Source organism: Paenibacillus sp. P4_E11 (assembly GCF_056401635.1).
The window spans coordinates 199,410-218,414 of record NZ_JBFUIX010000002.1; the positions used below are offsets into that span (position 1 = coordinate 199,410).

Below are 19,005 nucleotides of genomic sequence, written 5' to 3' on the forward strand. Positions count from 1 at the left end.
TACTTACTGAATAACCCCTGCATTCTTCAAATCCTGTGTGTACTTTTCTAGCAATTCCTTCACCTTATACTTGGTCATCAACTCATCCAAATAGGTAGGCCAATTTTTCCCGGATTTATCATCGAATAAAGCCCTGGACAACAACTCGTTAAGTCTTTTATCCGCTCCCGCCAGATCGAAACCGGCTGGTGCAATCAAGGATGCTCCACCCGCCCAAATATGCGTAGGCTGTTCATTCAGGAATTTGAGAATAGCGCGGTCGTGATCAGTTTGTCTTGAGTCAATAAGGGTCAGCCCGAACACTTCGGGTTGAATCGTTTCTAGTGTAAAGAAGGACCAAATTCGAAGATAGTCGCCTTGCTTGACTATATCATTCGTGTATGCTTCGAAATTCGGCTTAATCGTCTTGCCATCTTTGCTGTAGTGCTTGCCTTCTTGTCCGAAGTGAGTGAGCAGGTAACCTTCCTCGCTTGCCAACCAATCCAGAATTTCAATAGAACGGCGTATCTTCYCAGGATTTTTCTCAGCAACGGATTTCGCGAATAAGAATGGACCGCTTGGACTAAGGTTAGCCATTATCGGAGTCTCGCCAAATATGGTGAATGGTTGCCAGTCGGCTTTCGGATTAATTTGCTTGGACCGGTATTGGATACCTTGTTCATTGTTATCCAAAGCGAAGTCTTTCACATTGCCGACAACCACACCGATTCTGCCCTGAATCGCCTTCTCGACATGCTGCGGGTTTTTATTCAAATACCAGTCTGGATCGACAACCTTCATATCAATCACTTTAGCGATGTCATTCAACACAAACTCCATCTTAGGAGATTGCAAGCTGCCAACATATTTCCCATTCTCGACAAACGCCGGATATAACAGTTTGTTTTTAAACAGCTCTGGCCAGTCATATCCCACATTTGCACCACCGCCGGAAGTCGAGAATCCATATGTGTCTGCCTTGCCATTGCCGTCAGGATCATTGAATGTGAACGCTTTCAATATATTGACATATTCGTCGTAATTTGTCGGCATCTTAAGATTTAACGCATCCAGCCAGTCTTTGCGGATATAGTACGCGCGAAATAACTTTTTGTTATAAGGAAGCGGCGCCCGGTAAAATCCGCCTTGAACCTGATAACGCTTCAATGCCGTTTCGGTAACCCAGTATTTGAAGTAGTTCGGCATCGTCTGCGGCGTGACGAAATCAGTTAAAGTAGCAAGCAACCCATCCATGGCAAGCTTGTTGCCACCATCGGCATTAGCATCTCTCCACATGTCAGGAGGAGTAGAAGCTAGCAATGCATTGATCTTCGTGTTGTAATCCGCTCCAGGTGTCATGTATTCGACTTTCAGATCGACATTGAATTTCTCTTGAATCGTCTTTAGTACGACATCCTTGCTCGGATCAGGCAGYGTAGTGTTCGCTGGAGCTGAAATGAACCAATTTAGAACCATCTTTTCTTTTTTCGTTGCGCTTGCTGCTGTGGTTACTTGCGGGCTAGACGATGTAGGACTACCTGCTGCACCCCCGTCTTTTTGCGAACACCCGCTCAACACCAATGAACCGACTAACGATACTGCGACCCCGTATTTCCATAGTTGTAGCGTCTTCATCTAAATCCTCCACTTGTATGATTCCGGCGAAGTCCTACCGGTAGATTCATCTTGTCACGGTTGGAATGACCATACAATTGTCACTTGGTCTTCCCGGCAGGCGACGAATAGATAAGAAGATGCAACTTAAAGATAAGGCCTTCTTCTGCAAGGGAAGAGGCCTTTATCTTCCTCGAAGATCGCAGATGAACTCATTCATCCGAGGCTCTGAAATTAGTTCGGTAAGCGCCCGGTGTCGCGCCTGTGGACTGTTTGAATATTCTCGTGAAATTAGTAACCGACGTATACCTCAATCGTTCTGCAATGGTTTTGATAGGCATGTCCGAAGTGGAAAGCCACTCCTTGGCCTTGTCCATCCTCGCTCGAATCAAATAGTCGCCAAAGTTGTCGCCAGTCTCCTCTTTGAACCATTTGCTGAGCGTCGCTCTGGATATCTGCAGTTGGGAAGCCATGAGCTGCAGTGACACATCCTGCTCCAGTTGATCCAGCAATACTGCAATAGCTTGTTGCACAAGCTTTTTGCGTCTCGGAGTTTGGAGACTTTCCAGATGCTCCCTAATCGCTAGCAAGACGGTATCACGGATCCAGGAATGAAGTTGAGCAAGGCTGCTCATCTCGGACAAAGCCTTCATCGCATCCCCACCAATGACATCGGACAATTCCACTTCGGAGGTCTGAAGGAAATGATCGAGCTCTCCCACCAGGTGAGTGAATAATCCTAGAATGGCCTCGGAACTGTGCAGGGATTGGCTGGCCTCCTGAACCAACGCGTTCAGGTTGCTATCGGCTTGGTCGTACTGGCCCTGAGCCATGCTGGACACTACCGCATGCTCAAACACAATGAGTCTTCGGATCGACGCGTTCATCGTCCCCCCAACCGACTCACGCAGAATCAAAGCCTGGGGACCCATGGCCATCCGATAGGCCATAAGGGATTGAGCTTCGTCAAACGACATATGAATTTGGTCATATCCTGCCCTAGGCCCCGCGATCGCGACGGAAAGAGTGAATGGAAACACACGATCGATCTGGTTGCACAGTTGTTGACCGAATTGCTTGATTCGGTCTTCCGAAAGAGTTCCTGGTTCATCGACACCCATCAAAAACACAAGCTGGCCCTGTTTGGGGGATATGCCGAGAATCGGGTAGTAAGCTTCTCCTAATTCCTCGATCCATTTCCTCAAAGCATACATCATTAAGGAGCGATCAGTTTCGCTGTATGTTTGTTTCATCTCCAGCCATTGATCGATCTCAGCAATTCCTACATAGTACACGTTGCCCTTCAGAACGGCCAACTCCGATTGCCAAGCTTGATCAGGCACATTGGGGTCAGCGAGCTTTCCGTGAAGGAGATTAAGCAGGGCGTATTCTTTCATAATCGGCATTTGATCGTTCAGCCGAACCATCAAGCGATCATTCTTTTCCTTCAGGTTCTGCATAGTAAGATCCAGATTTGTAATGATATCGGAGTGAATGGAGTAAGCATCCGAATGCTTGTCATCCTTTACCGAGAATTTAGTGACCAGCCGCTGCAAAGGACTGTACAACCTGTTGGAGCCGATGACCGCTACCGCTCCCCAGATCAAGGCAATCAAGCCTGCTAATCCCCAGGCAATCAATTGAACATTTTTGGATTTCTGGGATAGATCATGGATGGAAGCTACCGCTACATATTTCCACCCGTTGGATGAGGATTGGGTTGATGTAAGGATATATGTTTCTCCGTTGAGCTGAATGTGATCCGGAAGCACTTTAGTTGAGGCAATAATACCCAATATCGGCTCGGTTGGATCGGAGCTTTCTGTAGTCCGCCATGTCTGTCCGCTTACAACCAAGCGATTCTGATCATCAAAAACTAATAAAATCCGTTGAAAGGGTGCAGCCATCTGTTCCATCATCTTGATCAACAAATTCGTCTTCAAATGAACGATCAGAATGCCTTTTGGCGCAGGCGAATTGAGCGGAATAGGACGGACAATGAGCAAATCCTTCTGATTCGTATACGTATTGGGCGGGATTTTGTAAGAAGTATTCGCACCGGACCAGACAATTTTATTAATTTCACTGAAGGGGTAGTAAATTTGTCGGATGATCCCCGACGTTTGGGTGTATACCGTGTCCTGATTGGGAAGGATTAGGGAAATATCAATGGGAAGATCGGAATTCCCAACGAGGTTCTTGAGTGTCTCCATGAATTGAAGGGAACTTTCCAGCGTATTCATGGATAATCCCACATCCACCGTCTTCTCCACAATGGCGTTCGACGCAAGCGATACGGAAATTTGGTCGATCCTGGCCATATATGTGTTTAACTGGGCTTCGAAGTGCTTGAGAATGCTTTGCTGATGCAGATCGACTTCTTCCTGAAGCGATTCGGAGAACAGGTACGAGCATATAAAGCCTAGCAATACGACGGGAACCAGGCTCATTAAGAGCGCAAAAGCAATTACTTTCTTTTTGAAAGAAACTTTTTTAACCATTATCATGAAAACCGTAGCCCCCTACGATCTTAGTCATTTTCTAGAACGGATCCTGTTCCCGCTTGCATTTCATCTATCTTACAGCCCGAAGCTTTAATGTGGCAACCGTAAATCGTTCAACGTCTGATATACTAAGGTCATGAAGCTGGTCCATGGGAAAGAAGGGTTACCTGAATGTATCTGGAATTACACGCAAGTGAATATAAAGTGACGGCCGAAGGCATAACGATTGAGCTGCTGCCCAAGGAGTTCGCTCTGTTGCAATTTCTCTATAGCAACAGAGGTCGTACATTCAGCCGGGAACAGCTGCTGGATAAAGTGTGGCCGCTGGAATACCCGGTTGAGCGAACGGTGGATGACCATATATACAGGTTGCGTAAGAAGCTGGACCCTTTTGCAGAGCTGGAGATTAAGACGGTCCGGGGATTCGGCTATAGCCTGGCTATGCACAATTCAAAGAATATAGGGGAAGCGAACCCCACCACCCGGGATCCAGAGCTGCATGAGACGATGCGGGATATATTCGGGAAATACCACCAATACGGCCAGGGCCGCTCCATGCTGACCCTTGCACGCCAACAGGATGTGCTTGGATATGAGCTGGACCCGTTCTATTCCATCTATGTCCGGTTTGTACAAGGTGATCTGGAATGGCTGCTCAATACGGACGAGGTTCCACTGAATGAACGCTTCTATTCGCTGCTGGTGTTTTATATGTTCACGGGGGACCCGAAGCAGAAGCTGGCAGTCTGTGAGCAAGTGCTTGTGAAGAAATTGTTGTCTCCCGCGCAGCACAGGGAAATGGAGATTCTCAACATTCTTGATTTGTATACGCTGGCAGGAGAGCCTGATCAAGCGCTGGAACGCTTAAAGCTGAGTCACACCGTGATCGCCGAACCGGACTATGAGTATTTCATCCCGCAAACGGCCATTACGGAGATGTTTGTGTACCTGGTTGCAGGGGCGGAGGAGCACGAGCTAGAGAAGATGGCGGAATCTATTGAAGTCGGGATTTTGTCCACCAAGCCTTTTCTACGTGAGATCGGTAGTTACAAGGTGGTCAAGGGAATGTGGATGTTGCGGCGTCAGGCATGGCGGGAAGCGGAGAATTTGCTGGACGAGGGGCTTCAGGTGCTGGACAGGTCTGGTTTTGTGCCGATGCGGCTGTATGCCCTGCACCGAATTATTCATTTCTCTGGCATGTTTCCTCCGAAGACACAATTGCAGCAGAAATACGCAGAACGGTTTGAAGAAGAACAGGAGCGGATTGGCCTCAATAAGTGGTTAGGATCGCTGGAAGCCACGATACTGAACGAGCTGAATCGTTTCTGATCATGCTCTGACATTTCTCCGTTACAGTAAGATCGTATCTGATACGATCTTACTGTGATTTGGGGGAATGAGTAATGACAGCTTTACAACAAGCAGGTGCAAGCCTGCTTCGTAACCAAGTATACATGCGCGTATATAGCGCCTTTGCCGCAGCAACCTTGGGCGACTGGTTCGACACGTTGGCTATCCAGGTGCTTGTGGGGTATCGCTGGCAGGCCGGTCCGCTGATGCTTGCCCTGATTCCGGTCGCCAACGCTCTGCCCAGTATCCTGCTCGGTTCGGTTGCAGGAGTCGCGGCCGATCGGCTGAACAAGCTGAGGCTGATGCGTATTTGCGATCTGCTTACCGCCGTCCTGACCTTGCTGGTGCTATGGGCTCCGAATATGTTATGGCTGCTCCCTCTGCTTATGCTGCGTGCAGCTATCTCTACGTTGAATGTGCCCGCGCAGCAGTCGTTGACACGCAGCATAGTCAGAGAGGATCAGCTGCTTCAGGCTACCTCACTCAATGGAATTGTGAACCAGGGATCCAAAATCGCCGGTCCTTTATTAGGCGGATTCGCCTTGTCCCTCCTGTCGCCGCAGTGGTGCATTTTGCTGTGTGCCTGCTTCAGGCTGGGTTCTTATCTGCTGCTGCTCACCGTCAAGAATCCTGTTGTAAGCGAGCGTCCCTCCGTGCCTGCACCGGAGGAACGAGTTCCGCTGCTTACGATGTGGAAAGAAGGCTGGGGCTTCATCCTGCACAGCCGACTGCTGCTGACTACCATGCTGTTCGGGTTAACCGGGACACTCGCCATCCAGATGATCGACTTTCAGTTCACCAGTCTCTTCCGGGTAGTTGCACCGGATCAGGAGTCTTTGCTTGGCTGGTTAGTAGCGGCATCGGGTGCAGGTGCCATACTCAGCATTGTAACGATGAACCGAATGAACCGTACAACAGGTTATGGCTGGAAGTTTGGAAGCGGTTATGCGCTGATCGGCGTATCCGTTGGAGGGCTGGGCTTGCTCCCTGCCGGGGTTTCCGTGCTTCCCATATTGGTACTGGGGTTCGTGCTGGGCATCGGCAACGGCATGTTCATGGTTACATTCAACTATTGTCTGCAAAAAGAAACGCCTCCGCATATGACCGGCCGTGTGTTCGGGATTCAGAGCACAGTACTAGGAATGGTTATGATTGAAGCGCCACTGCTTGGGGGACTTCTGGTACAAGTTGCCGGCCCCGCGCGTACCTTCCTGAATTTAGGTATTGTGATTGCAATGATCGGTCTGCTTGGCATTTTATTCGGAAGGGTGCTATGGCCTGCGTCCATAAGAAATGTTGGACTTATTAAATAAAATCATCTTTTCTATTTGAATTGCGAAACCAGATCTTTGTTTGCCTGCTCCTCCACCTTATTTAACGCCGTATTCACATCGATTGTCCCGGTTATAACATCTTTGAGCGCTTGCGTAAGGTATTTATCCGGCACCCGGTCGAATTGCGTCGGTTTCACAATCGATTGCGGCTTCGTTTTTAAGATCGCTCCGATATGTTTTCCTTTCAAATAGTCCAGACTGCTTCCGAACGATTTCATGATTTCGTCGTTTTTAATGACAGGCAGCACGCCTTTTTGAGCCAAAAACGTTTGATACTCGGTCGAAGCGGACAAATACGAAATGATCTTGAAGACAAGCGCCGAATGCTTCGTTTGCGATGAAACCGACAGCAGAGTAGGGGCGCCGTTACGGTTATATCCGTTAAAGGTTGGGGCTTGGGCGAAATCCCAGTTGAATGAATCTCCCGATTTAACCGCCCCTTCCAGCCGGACCAGTTCGAAATGATAGGGAATCATCGCCAGCGTCTTGTCTTTATAGAACATATTGAGTGCTTTGGTATAATCCATATATTCGATACCCTGCGTGCTGTAGCCATTCTTTAGTAGTTCGAAGGCCTGTCTCATTTCCTGATTATTGAAGCTCACTTTTTTATTTTCCACATCGACGAAACCCGATTTGAAGAGTGCGTACGTGAAACTGTAATTTCCCGGGAAAAATCCGGCATACTGGACGCCGCCTTCCGTCCTCGTTATTTTTTTGCCGAGCGCGATGGCTTCTTCGTAGCTCATGCCGTCTTTCGGATAAGGTACGGCAAACCTGTCGAATATATCTTTGTTATAATAAAGGACCGAAGCGTAGTTAGAATAAGGAAGGGCGTACAGTTCACCCTTTGAGCTGAAGGTTTTGATCGTATCGATAAGCGTCGGCTGATATCCGTTCAAATCGATCCGGTCTTTTTTGACCCAATCATCCAATTTCGCAATCAAACCCCCGTCGATCTGCAGTGGGAAGCTCCAGGACGTTGTGTAGTACATATCCGGCAGTGTGCCGCTGGCCGCGATCTCGCTGATGTAGGTTCCTTTTGCCGGTTTGATGACTTTAAAGGTGACGTTCGGGAATTTGTCTTTGACCGGTTTGGCAAATCGTTCGTTAAACATGTCCTCGGACATATTGTGCTCATCGTAAAAGATCAGCTCCACAGGCGTTTTCAAATCGACTTGGATGGCTTCCTCCCCTTTAGACGGAGCCTCTTTTCCCCCGGATGCGCCGGAAGCGCAACCTGTCAATAACGTGCCGACCAGTATTGCGGTCATAATGGCCGATCCTTTTCGTTTCATATTGTTATCCCCTTCCAAAAGAATGAATGTAGACCAGGTTCGGATTCCATGTCATGGAGGATCCCACGATGAATGAAAATCTGTAACTGGAAGCGTTTACACTTTCGATTATAATGGATTTCAACATTAGCCATCTTTTGTCCATCCCCCAATGAGTCGTCTGTAATCGCTTCCACTTAGATTTAGCTTTATTATAATGCGGGTGCTCTGGTAAAGAACATATCCAATCGAAGCAAATTATTAACGGATCTTACGATTTATCCGGACAGTTTCGTCAATCTACATGAATTTAAAAGCAAATATCGCTTTACGTATCTGCGCATCGTATTTAGAATAGTGGTGTCGGCCAATCTCCTTTATTTCATTCCAAGCGGAGGACTGTTTATGGAAATCGTTGCGATCGGACATTCAATTCACACTAGGCCTCTGTATACCGATAAACGTGACGGATTGAGGCATTATGTCGTTCGGTTGCAAACGGACGGCTCCTGTAATGCCATCGTAAACAACGTTACGCATGTGATCCGCCCTGGGGATCTGCTGCTTTGCAAGCCTGGCGACTCCTATGAGTTGATCATCGGTCAAGACAGCAATCGAGCCTTTCTAAGCTCCGATTATTTTTTATTGATCTTGCCGGGAGAGTCGTGGTTGAGCGAATGGTGGGACCAGTTTCATTCCGCCGACAAAGTCCATTTGGGCCTAGACGATGAATTGATTTCTATGTGGAAATTGATTCGTTACGAGAAAAGACGTTTGAAGAACGCGAATGCAGACATTGTAAATTGTCTGGTCCGTGCGTTTTTTCTTCATTTGGGACGTTTGATTATTGAGGGCAAAGGCCCCTTGGTCCACGACCGCTCTGTCTCCAATCGAATCAAAGATTTTATCGAGAAGCGCGCAACAAGCAAATTGACGCTGCGGGACATCTCTTCCCACGTAGGAATGAGCGTATCGAGGGCCTCTCAGCTGTTCAAATCCGCTTATAATCAATCGATTATGGATTATGTGATTGAAATGAGGCTTATGATGGCCAAGGAGTTTATTCTGATCGGAGGAACTACGTTGGAGGAAATCGCCTATTTGTCAGGATTTTCTAGTTATATCCATTTTAATCGTTTATTTCGATCCCGCTACGGCCTCTCTCCCAGTCAATATAAAAAGCAAGTACTCTCCTGATGTGAAAACTCCTGAAGAGGAAGGGGACTTCTCTCGGAAAGCAATTAAATAAAGGGATATGCACTATTATGTCGAACTCCCTTGGTATGATGCGAATAATAAATAAAACTCCCTTGAGATATATAGCCATAATAATAGTATTTCTTAGCGCTCTCTTCTGCCTGCGATGGGCGTGGTCCGAACTGTTTTATACATCGGAGCCCCCCCGTCCCGTTAATGGCGTACTCGACATGCGCGGTATGGATCTGGAGAAATCCTCCTCCTTTTATTTGGACGGCGAATGGCAGTTTTATCCTAATAAATTCATTTCACGTCAGGACATACAATCGGGGGAAAACCAATTCCGTAATATTCAGGTTCCGGGAGACTGGGGAAGCGTGCTGAATAAGGATTCTGGTTCCTCATATGGATATGGAACGTATCGGCTGCGCATTCTAATCGATCCGCTGAAACAGCCTATCGCATTCTGGCTGTCAAGTATTCAAGCTTCATCGGAAGTAGAAATAAACGGGATTGTCTCGGGCAGGTTCGGCCAACCTGCCGCGGATGCTAATGAATACACGCCCAAGAATGTCTCTTACACCGCTTCCTACTCGGTCGAAGGGACAACGGAGATAGAATTGCTTATTCGCGCAGCCAACTTCGACGAGCCTTATTACGGTGGGATTGTCCGTTCCATTCGCTTCGGCTCTCAGGCCGCGGTAGACTACGTACGTTGGTACTCTATCGGATTTCAACTAGGTATGTTTCTTATTTTGCTGCTTCACGGTTCGTATACGGGGATCCTTTACTTATTCAATCCTCAAGAACGGGCTTTGTTCATTACGGGTCTACTAACCTTAACGGTCGGAATTGCCGTTTTGAGCGGTCATGATAACGTGCTCATGTTATGGCTTCCGATCAATTATACATGGGCGATCAAGATCAGACTGCTCTCCCTCCTATGGCAAAACTTTTTTATTCTTCTTCTTTTCAAAAGAATTGCTTCGGCTCCTCCACGATGCGTATGGCTGCGAATATACACCACGGCACTCGTTTCCCTTACAGGACTCCTGCTCGCCGCACCCGCTTCATGGGCTAATGGAATTATCGATTTAAAGATCTTTCTCGCCTTCTATTTATTTCCATTCGTTTGGTTTATTTATATCGTAGGAACCATGATTTTCAGGAAGCAGGACGACAAAGACATCGTCTTCTTGCTGCTAACCGCTACGGGCATAATATCCAACATAATATGGAGCATAGTCGAGTCTGATATAGAAATTACCACCGTATACTATCCAATCGATATAATAGCGGCCATTATCGCATTTTCCGCTTATTGGTTCAAGAAATTTTTCCGTAATTCCAGGGAAAACGCCAAGCTAAACGAGCAGTTGCAAAGGGCCGACAAGCTGAAAGACCAATTTCTCGCCAACACGTCGCACGAACTGAGAACGCCGCTGCATGGCATTATGAATATCGCAGAGACCGTCGTCACCAAAGAGAAAGAGAATCTGAATGAGAGCAGCCTGAAGGATATGGAGCTGCTTATAACGATAAGTCGCCGCATGTCTCATATGCTTGGCGATCTTCTCGATGTCGCGCGTCTTAAGGAGCATCGCATTGTGCTGCAGCAGGAACCCCTGCAGATTCAATCCATCGTTCCCGGCGTAGTCAGTATGCTGAAATTTATGATAGAAGGTAAGCCTATCCGACTGAATATGGATATCGCGGAATCGATGCCGCTGGTGATGGCCGACGAGAAAAGACTTGTGCAAATTTTGTATAACCTGTTGCATAACGCCCTCAAATACACGGAAAAGGGAACCATCTCCGTTTCCGCTGAGATTCGGGACGGGCAGGCCGTCATCCATGTCTCCGACACCGGGTTCGGCATGAATGAGGAAACACAAGCGCAAGTGTTTCTCCCTTATGTACAAGGGTCTTATGGAGTAAGTGATGGACGAGGAATCGGACTTGGTTTAAGCATTTGCAAGCAGTTGGTAGAATTGCACGGTGGTGCTCTGACTGTTCGCTCCGAGTTGGGTAAGGGCTCCGTTTTCAGTTTCAGTCTACCGTTAGCGAACGTGTCGAATGTCTCCTTGCCCCAAGACCCTATTCATCTTCGCCAGATCACAGATGGAACTAAAGATAGGCCAGTTGGTTTGATTATGCCGGACACCGGAATCGGTGAATTGGCTGCTACCGTCCTTATCCCGCCGCTATTGAATGACGGGAAGGTGAATATTCTTGCCGTTGATGACGACCCCGTCAACCTGAATGTGCTTGTGGGGATCCTTTCGACGGAGCCGTATACCATCACAACAGCCAATTCGGCCCGTGAAGTATTGGAATTGCTAGGCACCGGGCGATGGGATCTGTTGATTGCCGATGTCATGATGCCACACATGTCCGGCTACGAATTGACCCAGATAGTAAGGCAGCATTACTCCGTATCAGAGCTGCCTATTCTGCTACTGACAGCGCGCAGTCAACCAGCTGACATCTACACCGGATTTTCATCGGGAGCTAACGATTACGTGACCAAGCCTGTAGACGCTCTTGAACTGAAGTACCGAATCCGGTCGTTGATCACGCTGAATCAATCCATCAATGAACGTTTACGTATGGAGGCCGCCTACCTTCAGGCCCAAATTCATCCTCATTTTCTACTCAATACGCTTAATTCAATAATGGCACTTAGTAAGATCGATACGGAAAAGATGCGATATCTGGGCCATGCTTTTGCGTCATATTTGCGGATCAGCTATGATTTTCTCAATACGGGAGAACTGATCGAGCTTTCTCATGAACTGGAGCTTGCCGAAGCCTACTTGTATATTGAAAAAGTACGGTTTGAGAAACGATTGTCTGTCGTATGGGAAGTGGAACCCAACATCAATTTGCTTCTTCCTCCGCTTACGATACAACCGTTGATTGAAAATGCGGTCAAGCACGGCATCCTTAGTCAAAGCAAAGGCGGTACGGTTCATATTCGAATTGCTCGCCAGACCAGCTTCACGCTTATTGAAGTCAAAGATAATGGCAAGGGTATGGAACAAGAAAAGGTGATTCAATTGTTGAGTCCAACCATGAAGGGCAAGGGCGGTATTGGACTTTTCAATACGAATCGACGATTGACCCAATTGTACGGCCAAGGCTTGTCTATTCACAGTAGGCCCAATGAAGGAACAACCGTGTCATTCGTCATTCCGGACAACCGCAATAAGCAGGATGCTAACGCAGATTGAGACAAACTCATTGCATGCGAAGAAAGAGGCAGACCCGTTGAAGAGTGTGCCTCAATCGTTAGCCCCCGATTCTGGGGGCTTTTCCGTATGGGGCCGGAGCCTATCGCCTGCTGACCTTATCTACCGCATTCTTCATAATGATGCCGACACGGTTCCAGGATAGTCTCCGCGCATCCCTTCTGCCTTGTTGCCCTTTCCTTCTGCACAAGGCACGGTTCTGATAAGCTAACCTCATCTGTTGCTTCAAGCTGCCCAGATCCGCTTCCGCCCATAACTGTGCTCGACCTGAGAACAGGGAACGGAACGACCGCGAGATGACGTGATTCTTGCCTGTGAAGGGGTGAGTTAGCTTATATTTGACGAAGAATGAGTTCCGACTCGTCAAGAAGTCCATGTGACCGCCCCAGCCGGTAGCGATAACAGGTGTGCCGCTCGCCATCGATTCCAGGAAAGGCAAGCCAACGCCTTCGCCCCTAGTGGGGAGAACAAACGCATTTCCAAGCGTATAGATCCCTCTTAATTGTCGTTGTGTTAGATGCCGTGCCAGAATCGTAACCGGGGCCGTACGCTTGTGAATGCCTAACTTCTTCTTATAAGCAGCGACTCGGTTTCGGATCCACTGCTGGTTCTCGCGGGAAGAGTAGCCATTCGTCTTGACGACTAGGTGCACATTGTCCGAGGCGGAGAAGGCTTCCCAATAGGCTCTGAACAATGCCTCTGGATTTTTGCGGTGCTGGAAACCGAATACGGATACGAACACGAATTTCCCCTTCGTATTCGGTATTTGCAGCTTACGATTGCGCGGATTGAATGTCGCAGCGTTCACCCCATGGGGAACGATGTACATGGGTACCCTGACACCGCTGTTGCGCATCGCTTGTATATTTTGCCGAGAAGGCACGAACACTGCATCGAACCGGTTGATTGCCCTCGCCCAACGGTCGGGAATTCTTGTCGTCTCCCATACGGAGTTCAGAATGACGCGCTTGTGCCGCTTCTTCTCTCTACTGACGTTCAGCGTGTGGGGGGGATAATGATAAATCAAGACGGAGCTGCTCTTTCCTTTGCCTGACTGCCGCGAGTTCTTCCCGCTTCCGGCCGTCGTTCGTACGCCTTGCCTTCTTAATGCCCGAACATATTCCCTGCTTGCGATTCCAAGGCCGCTAGCGAGATGGATCGGTCCTTTCCACACAACATGGTATCGGGTCATCAGCTTCCAGTCTCCTCATTGAGCATTATAAGGCCTTGGAAACAGGATATGCCGCGATTCCAGCTGCTGATAAGGTGATCGCCCTTGCCTTTCTGAAATTTTTCGTGTACTTCATCATTCATCCTTATAATTGTTAGCGATTTGCTCCCCTAAGCTTTGGATCCACACGCACCCTCAACCGTGAACGAGAAGTTTTTATTTTTATCATGATCAATAAAAAAGCAAGCAGTTTAAACAGAATTCCGATCCAGATGAGTTGATGCATGCCCAAGTGAGAAATAAACCAACCCCCGACAGAAGTCCCTACAGTAATGCCAAGATTGGAAAATGAGACAAACAAGCTGTTGCCGAATTCGGGAGCTTCTTTTGCCTCAGTAGTTAACCATGCTTGGCTGACAATAAGCCCACCGGAATGCACGGCCCCCCAAATGAGTACGAAAAAGGTACATTCCACCACGCTATTCTGCCTGTTAGCGGAACAAAGAGCTGCCTCTCGGCAGCCCTTTTGTGGTATCTATTATTTGTTTGGCAACCATTTCTTACAGGTATCAGCCCGTAATTGTAACTCATTATACAGCACGCCAGCATGGTAGCCGTCGCAAACGGCGTGGTGGAATTGTGCCGATAAGGGCAGCAGTATTTTTTCGTCTTGCTGAAAATATTTCCCCATTGTAAAGATGGGCAGTAAATAAGTTCCCTCATTATAGACATTCAGGTTAAAGCCCGTGAAGCTGACCCACGGAATGCTAGAAATGGGAAAGGTGTTTGGTGGCTCGTTTGTTTTAGCGGCAAATCGCTTAACACTTCCGTACTTTTCCATATCGTCCAAATAACGAATGTAGAACTCATTAAAATCTTCACTGTACAAAGTCCAGATGGTTGAAAAAGTCTTATCCTCAGTATGGAAAATGGTAAAGCTAGGAGACATGCTATCCCAATAACCTAACCTACCCTCAGAATCAAGACATGTGCGAAATTCACTGTGGCGGTTTACCACTGTAGTTATCATGTGGATCAATGCCGGGTACAGCTTAATCCCCTTATTCTTAAGTCCTTCCAGCAACTGGGTAATGTCAATGTTTGCCGTCATGCTGTAGGTGCATCTGACATTGTTTAAATAATGTTCAAAATAGGGTTTTCTACTCCAGTTATCCATGACAATCGGATTGAAAATCATTTTTATAACCTCCTAAAATTATTACGTTCTTCGTTCTAGGAGGTCATCTTGACTGTTTTAACCATATCCTCATCACAATCCCAGTACATTATTTTTCCACTGCTACTAATAAATTATCTGTAACGATGAGTATACCATCATCATAGCCAAAACATCAAAAGTATCATGCAGCGCATCGATTCAAGCCGCTCGTAGTTCCATGCGGTCGTCATACCTTATAAATCACAAGAAGGGCGGAATGAGGAAGAGTGGCAGCCACCTTCCAATGAACAAAAGCCTCGAACACCTTCGTTTTGCGGTGGATGAAATCGAAAGCTTCCTCTCCGCTCATCTCAATACGCATATCCCCGACCAAAGGAACGTTATACGTGTGCTTCAGAGAAGAACTGATCCTCAAGTCCTAATATCACATTATGATCGAACGAATTGCTCTCTGGAGCGACCTCGCCGGCCAAAAAATCAACCGGATAGGTGATTCGGCACAGTTTGACTCGTTCATAAGCATCATGGCCATGTATCGCCGCTTTATAGATCGGATGGCTCTTGATCACTTCCATAAGGTGCATTCGCATTCGAAGCTCTACCTCGACAATCCGATCCCTATTGGTCTCCAGCCGAGACAAGCGAGCATATTCGAGTCGCTTGAGTTTTTTCAGCAACAGAGTACAACGACATGAAAATACCCTGGATAGCGACAAGAAAATACTAACAATCTCTGAAAAAAAGTGAATTCACGACAAGAGTATACCTTCTATATGTGCAGATCGAAGTATGAAATCTTTCAAGGTGGCCACCCACCGCAGCTGTTGCGTAGGGCATTCTATAATGCTCCCAATGATCATTTACATAAATCATTGATCTCTTGTTGGAAGAAAAGAAGCGGAACCAGCAGATGTATTTTGTTGAGTAGCTAAATGAGATTGCGGCGGCAGCTTAACGCTTCTCATTTTACATAGCTTTTTTTGAAATCAGCTTTCAAATCCGCTTCTTCATCGCCGCTTCTACCTCATTCGGACTCAAAATGAAGGCGCTGCCGCCGATCTTTTCGTTCCGGGCAAAACGACAGCCGCCTCCGTTTCCGACGGCAAAAAGCTCCCGGAGTAGTCCGAGAGCAAGTCAATCCGACTTTCTATTTGCCCTTTGCGGCCAATTGTTCGGCAATCGCCTTGTCGGTCTCTTCCGCTGCATCGCGGAGCATCGTGTTCACATCGGAGCCTTTACCCTGAGCGACCAGAGTCAGCTGTTTCGTAATCGCCCTCTGAGCCAAGACGTCAAAAGCGGTCACCTTATAAGGCGGGGCGTACTTATCTGGAAACATCGCCTGCAAGTTCAGCGACTTGCCTTGCAGCCACGGGATTTCTTTGCCGTATATTTTTTTCGCTTCCGGATCGTTCAGTACCGTGAGCGCACCCATCTTCGACAAATCGAGCATATGCTCCTTGGAGGCCAAATAGGCGATAACCTGGAAAGCTTCTTCCTTATACTTGCTCGTGCTGGTGAGCGAATATATACTTCCCTGAATGCCGCCGCCTACTCCGGGAAGATCGGCAAATGTCGGAGCCCTTGCGATATCCCAATTGACTTTCCAGGTCGAGTTCAAGTCGTTGGCCGCTAGCATCATGGCTGCCGTCCCTTGCGTGATGAACAGATTTGTGTCGGCAGGCTTCTCGTTTCCGGGAATTTGTAGGAAGCGAACGAAGTTGTTCACATATTTTTGCCATCTCGGGTCGGTCAAAAAAACAGACTTATTCGTTGTCAGATCGATGAAAGGCACGGACAATTGGTTAAACAGCATCATGCCGCTGATGTTGATTACCGCTCCCTGGTACTGCACATTGCCGTCGGTGCGAGTCATTTTTTTGGACAGCTCATAAAAATCGTCATAAGTCATTCCGTCTTTCGGATACGCGACGCCAAATTTTTCGAATATATCTTTGTTGTAATACACTTTATAGCTGCTGAAATTGACCGGCAGCCCATAAAGCGGCCCTCCCGATATCAGTCTAAGGACATCGATCGCTTCCGGATAATTAATATTCAGGTCGTATTTATATTTTTTGATCAGATCCCCGATATCGTAGGCCAATTTCGTTTCCATCAGGTAAGGATTGATATTGACCGTCCCGACGTGCATGATATCGATGTCCAAGCCTTTGGTGAGGGCCCCCTGAATCGACATCTGGCCTTTGGCCTCGTCATCGGTACTGCCAAGCAAATAATAATTGATTTTCAGGTTTGGAAACTTCGCCAGTAAATCATTTCCGTGCTCGCGGAAAAAACGCTCCTTATCGGTAGAACCGAGGAACAGCAGCTCGACCGGTTCTCCGGGCTTGCCGACCGGCTTAAGTGTCGATTCGACCGCAGCGGCTTTGGAATGTTCGGATGGAGTCCCCCCACCTGAGCAAGCCGTCAGTACCCCGATCAGAAGCAGCGTTGCAATTGACCCTCTTCCCCTAAAGAAAAACATTGTCGTCCTCCTCCAATTCACTCTAACTTTCATATGTTCGGCGTCTATGGCCGCCATATTGTCCCCCCTATTGTTAATAAATCGGTTTATCGCCTGAGCACCTCTTCCGAGTTCACATAGGCACAGGCGGTGTCAAAGCTCTTAACGCACCTTCTATGGCCGCGTCCAAAATGCGCTTCGTTGTCTCCATATCCGGTTGAACGGATGTATTCGCTATTGCTGTTCCATTCAATACGAGGGGCTTATTAGATAAGCCCCGATGTAAGAGAGTTGACGACCGGCCATTTCAAATCAAACGCTTATCTTCTTCCACGCATAGCTGCTAGGGGCTCCACAATATACGTACAATTCACCGGTATCAGTCTTTAAATACTGCTGGCCTGCTTTAAATTGCGTATAGGCGGGAACTATCGATCCGGTTAATCCGTCCGAATATACAATATTTGCGTTTGCTCCGCTGTAACCGATCGATTTTCCTATTGCATTTTCCATATTCGCTGAAAATTTGATTTCCGAGCAATTATCGAGCTGATAAGTTCTCTCGATAAGAGGGGTGCTTCTGTTGTCAACGGAGAGATTCGAGGCAATGATACATTTCGAACAAGCCGTGAAATGTGCGTTATCGACCCCTGCAATATTTCCGGTGTTGTTATTTTTGAAGATATTATTGCAGAAGATCCCGCCTGTGATTCCTCGAGCATATATACCGTATGTCTTGTTCAATTCGAATGTATTGCCCTCGACGATAATGTTTTCTTGAGGGGAGAATTCATTGGATCCTTGATTGTTAATAACCCGATTATGTTTGACGATATTGTTTTTTCCGGAAACGGATAGACCGCGGTTTGTCCCGTCCATGACTGCGTTTCCCTCGATCAAGCAACCGTCGGAGTCAGCATGGATTTCGATGCCGAATTGATTCCCTATGACCGGAATTACCGTACCGACATTGATCACATGGTTGGAAGCAATTATAGTTTGGGACGGAGCATATGTTTGGTATGTGGCATTGTTATCTCTCACGACAAGAACGCCGCTCGATGCGGTACCGTCAATCAAGTTCGACTGAATCGTAACGGACGTACTCCCGACATTGGTAATGCCTCTCGCTTTTGAATTTCGAACGATATTATTCAAAATGAGCACACGTTTACACGGGGCTGCATTTTTGGTATAAGAAACCACCGCAATCCCATCATCACCGGTGTTATCMAGAACGTTTCCCGAAACAAGGACATCTTCGCTAACGTTGGTTATATGAATACCGTCTGCCAAGTTATTTTTTACCGTACAGTTTACAATCCGAGATTTCCTTAAGCCATAGTTCATAAAGGCGGCCCCGGCTATACCTATGATCGTGTTGTTATCGATTGTTATATTTTCGCAACTCTCCGTAACTAGACCATATTGCCAACCTCGTGTTGCAGCATTACTTTTGAGAGTAATACCATGTATGATAGAGTCTATATTATTCTTCAAGATGAGAACGGATGTCGTGAAGTCACCGGAAAAAATAACGGATCTTCCTGCAGTACCCATGATGGAAACGCTTCCATTAAATATCAGACCACGGGATATGTAATATTTCTTAGGTGGAATTAATAGCACCCCGGTTGTTGCGACCGCTTGTTGGTAAGCGGCCATGATCGCGGCGTAATTATCC

The 19,005-nt window shown here is 47.3% G+C and carries 12 protein-coding genes and 1 pseudogene; 4 read left to right on the forward strand and 9 right to left on the reverse strand.

Translation table 11 applies throughout. The annotated features are described in order from the left end of the window. Positions 1-3: 3 nt before the first annotated feature. Together AC1DWB_RS01830 and AC1DWB_RS01835 are read right to left on the reverse strand one after the other, a co-directional pair. A complete protein-coding gene (locus AC1DWB_RS01830) occupies positions 4-1,614 on the reverse strand; it encodes a type 2 periplasmic-binding domain-containing protein (RefSeq protein WP_477539308.1) in 1,611 nt (536 codons plus the stop codon). A 191-nt stretch (positions 1,615-1,805) separates the two neighbouring features. Beyond that, positions 1,806-4,100, reverse strand: a complete 2,295-nt coding sequence (locus AC1DWB_RS01835; protein WP_477539309.1) for a helix-turn-helix domain-containing protein — start codon at positions 4,098-4,100, stop codon at positions 1,806-1,808. 168 nt (positions 4,101-4,268) lie between these two features. Here AC1DWB_RS01835 and AC1DWB_RS01840 point away from each other — a divergent pair, with 168 nt between their 5' ends. Together AC1DWB_RS01840 and AC1DWB_RS01845 are read left to right on the forward strand one after the other, a co-directional pair. After that, positions 4,269-5,426 (forward strand): winged helix-turn-helix domain-containing protein, encoded by a 1,158-nt coding sequence (locus tag AC1DWB_RS01840; protein ID WP_477539310.1) that lies wholly within the window; start codon positions 4,269-4,271, stop codon positions 5,424-5,426. A 74-nt stretch (positions 5,427-5,500) separates the two neighbouring features. Beyond that, positions 5,501-6,760, forward strand: coding sequence for an MFS transporter (locus AC1DWB_RS01845; RefSeq protein WP_477539311.1), 1,260 nt, complete (start codon positions 5,501-5,503; stop codon positions 6,758-6,760). 11 nt (positions 6,761-6,771) lie between these two features. On the opposite strand, the gene AC1DWB_RS01850 is transcribed toward AC1DWB_RS01845, so the two are convergent. Further along, a complete protein-coding gene (locus AC1DWB_RS01850; RefSeq protein WP_477539312.1) occupies positions 6,772-8,079 on the reverse strand; it encodes an ABC transporter substrate-binding protein in 1,308 nt (435 codons plus the stop codon). Between the two features lie 384 nt (positions 8,080-8,463). Between AC1DWB_RS01850 and AC1DWB_RS01855 the strand changes: the two genes are divergently transcribed. Both AC1DWB_RS01855 and AC1DWB_RS01860 read left to right on the forward strand, forming a co-directional pair. Continuing rightward, entirely contained in the window at positions 8,464-9,255 is a 792-nt protein-coding gene (locus tag AC1DWB_RS01855) for an AraC family transcriptional regulator (protein WP_477539313.1), read from the forward strand. Between the two features lie 68 nt (positions 9,256-9,323). Then, positions 9,324-12,488 (forward strand): hybrid sensor histidine kinase/response regulator, encoded by a 3,165-nt coding sequence (locus tag AC1DWB_RS01860; RefSeq protein ID WP_477539314.1) that lies wholly within the window; start codon positions 9,324-9,326, stop codon positions 12,486-12,488. A gap of 100 nt (positions 12,489-12,588) precedes the next feature. Here the strand turns inward: AC1DWB_RS01860 and AC1DWB_RS01865 are convergent, their stop codons facing one another. The 6 genes and pseudogenes from AC1DWB_RS01865 to AC1DWB_RS01890 form a co-directional block, all read right to left on the reverse strand. Beyond that, a complete protein-coding gene (locus AC1DWB_RS01865; RefSeq protein ID WP_477539315.1) occupies positions 12,589-13,698 on the reverse strand; it encodes a glycosyltransferase in 1,110 nt (369 codons plus the stop codon). A 133-nt stretch (positions 13,699-13,831) separates the two neighbouring features. Continuing rightward, positions 13,832-14,140 (reverse strand): annotated as a pseudogene (locus tag AC1DWB_RS01870) (hypothetical protein); the annotation flags it as partial. Between the two features lie 75 nt (positions 14,141-14,215). Further along, on the reverse strand, positions 14,216-14,875 hold the full coding sequence (catA, locus tag AC1DWB_RS01875) for a type A chloramphenicol O-acetyltransferase (protein ID WP_477539316.1): 660 nt from the start codon (positions 14,873-14,875) through the stop codon (positions 14,216-14,218). Positions 14,876-15,237: 362 nt separating this feature from the next. Then, the gene (locus tag AC1DWB_RS01880) at positions 15,238-15,447 is read right to left on the reverse strand and encodes a hypothetical protein (protein ID WP_477539317.1); all 210 of its coding nucleotides are present in this window, start codon (positions 15,445-15,447) and stop codon (positions 15,238-15,240) included. A 557-nt stretch (positions 15,448-16,004) separates the two neighbouring features. Then, positions 16,005-17,342 (reverse strand): ABC transporter substrate-binding protein, encoded by a 1,338-nt coding sequence (locus AC1DWB_RS01885; RefSeq protein ID WP_477539318.1) that lies wholly within the window; start codon positions 17,340-17,342, stop codon positions 16,005-16,007. Between the two features lie 291 nt (positions 17,343-17,633). Beyond that, positions 17,634-19,005: right-handed parallel beta-helix repeat-containing protein (locus AC1DWB_RS01890; RefSeq protein ID WP_477539319.1), on the reverse strand; the 1,372-nt coding region annotated here is incomplete at its 5' end.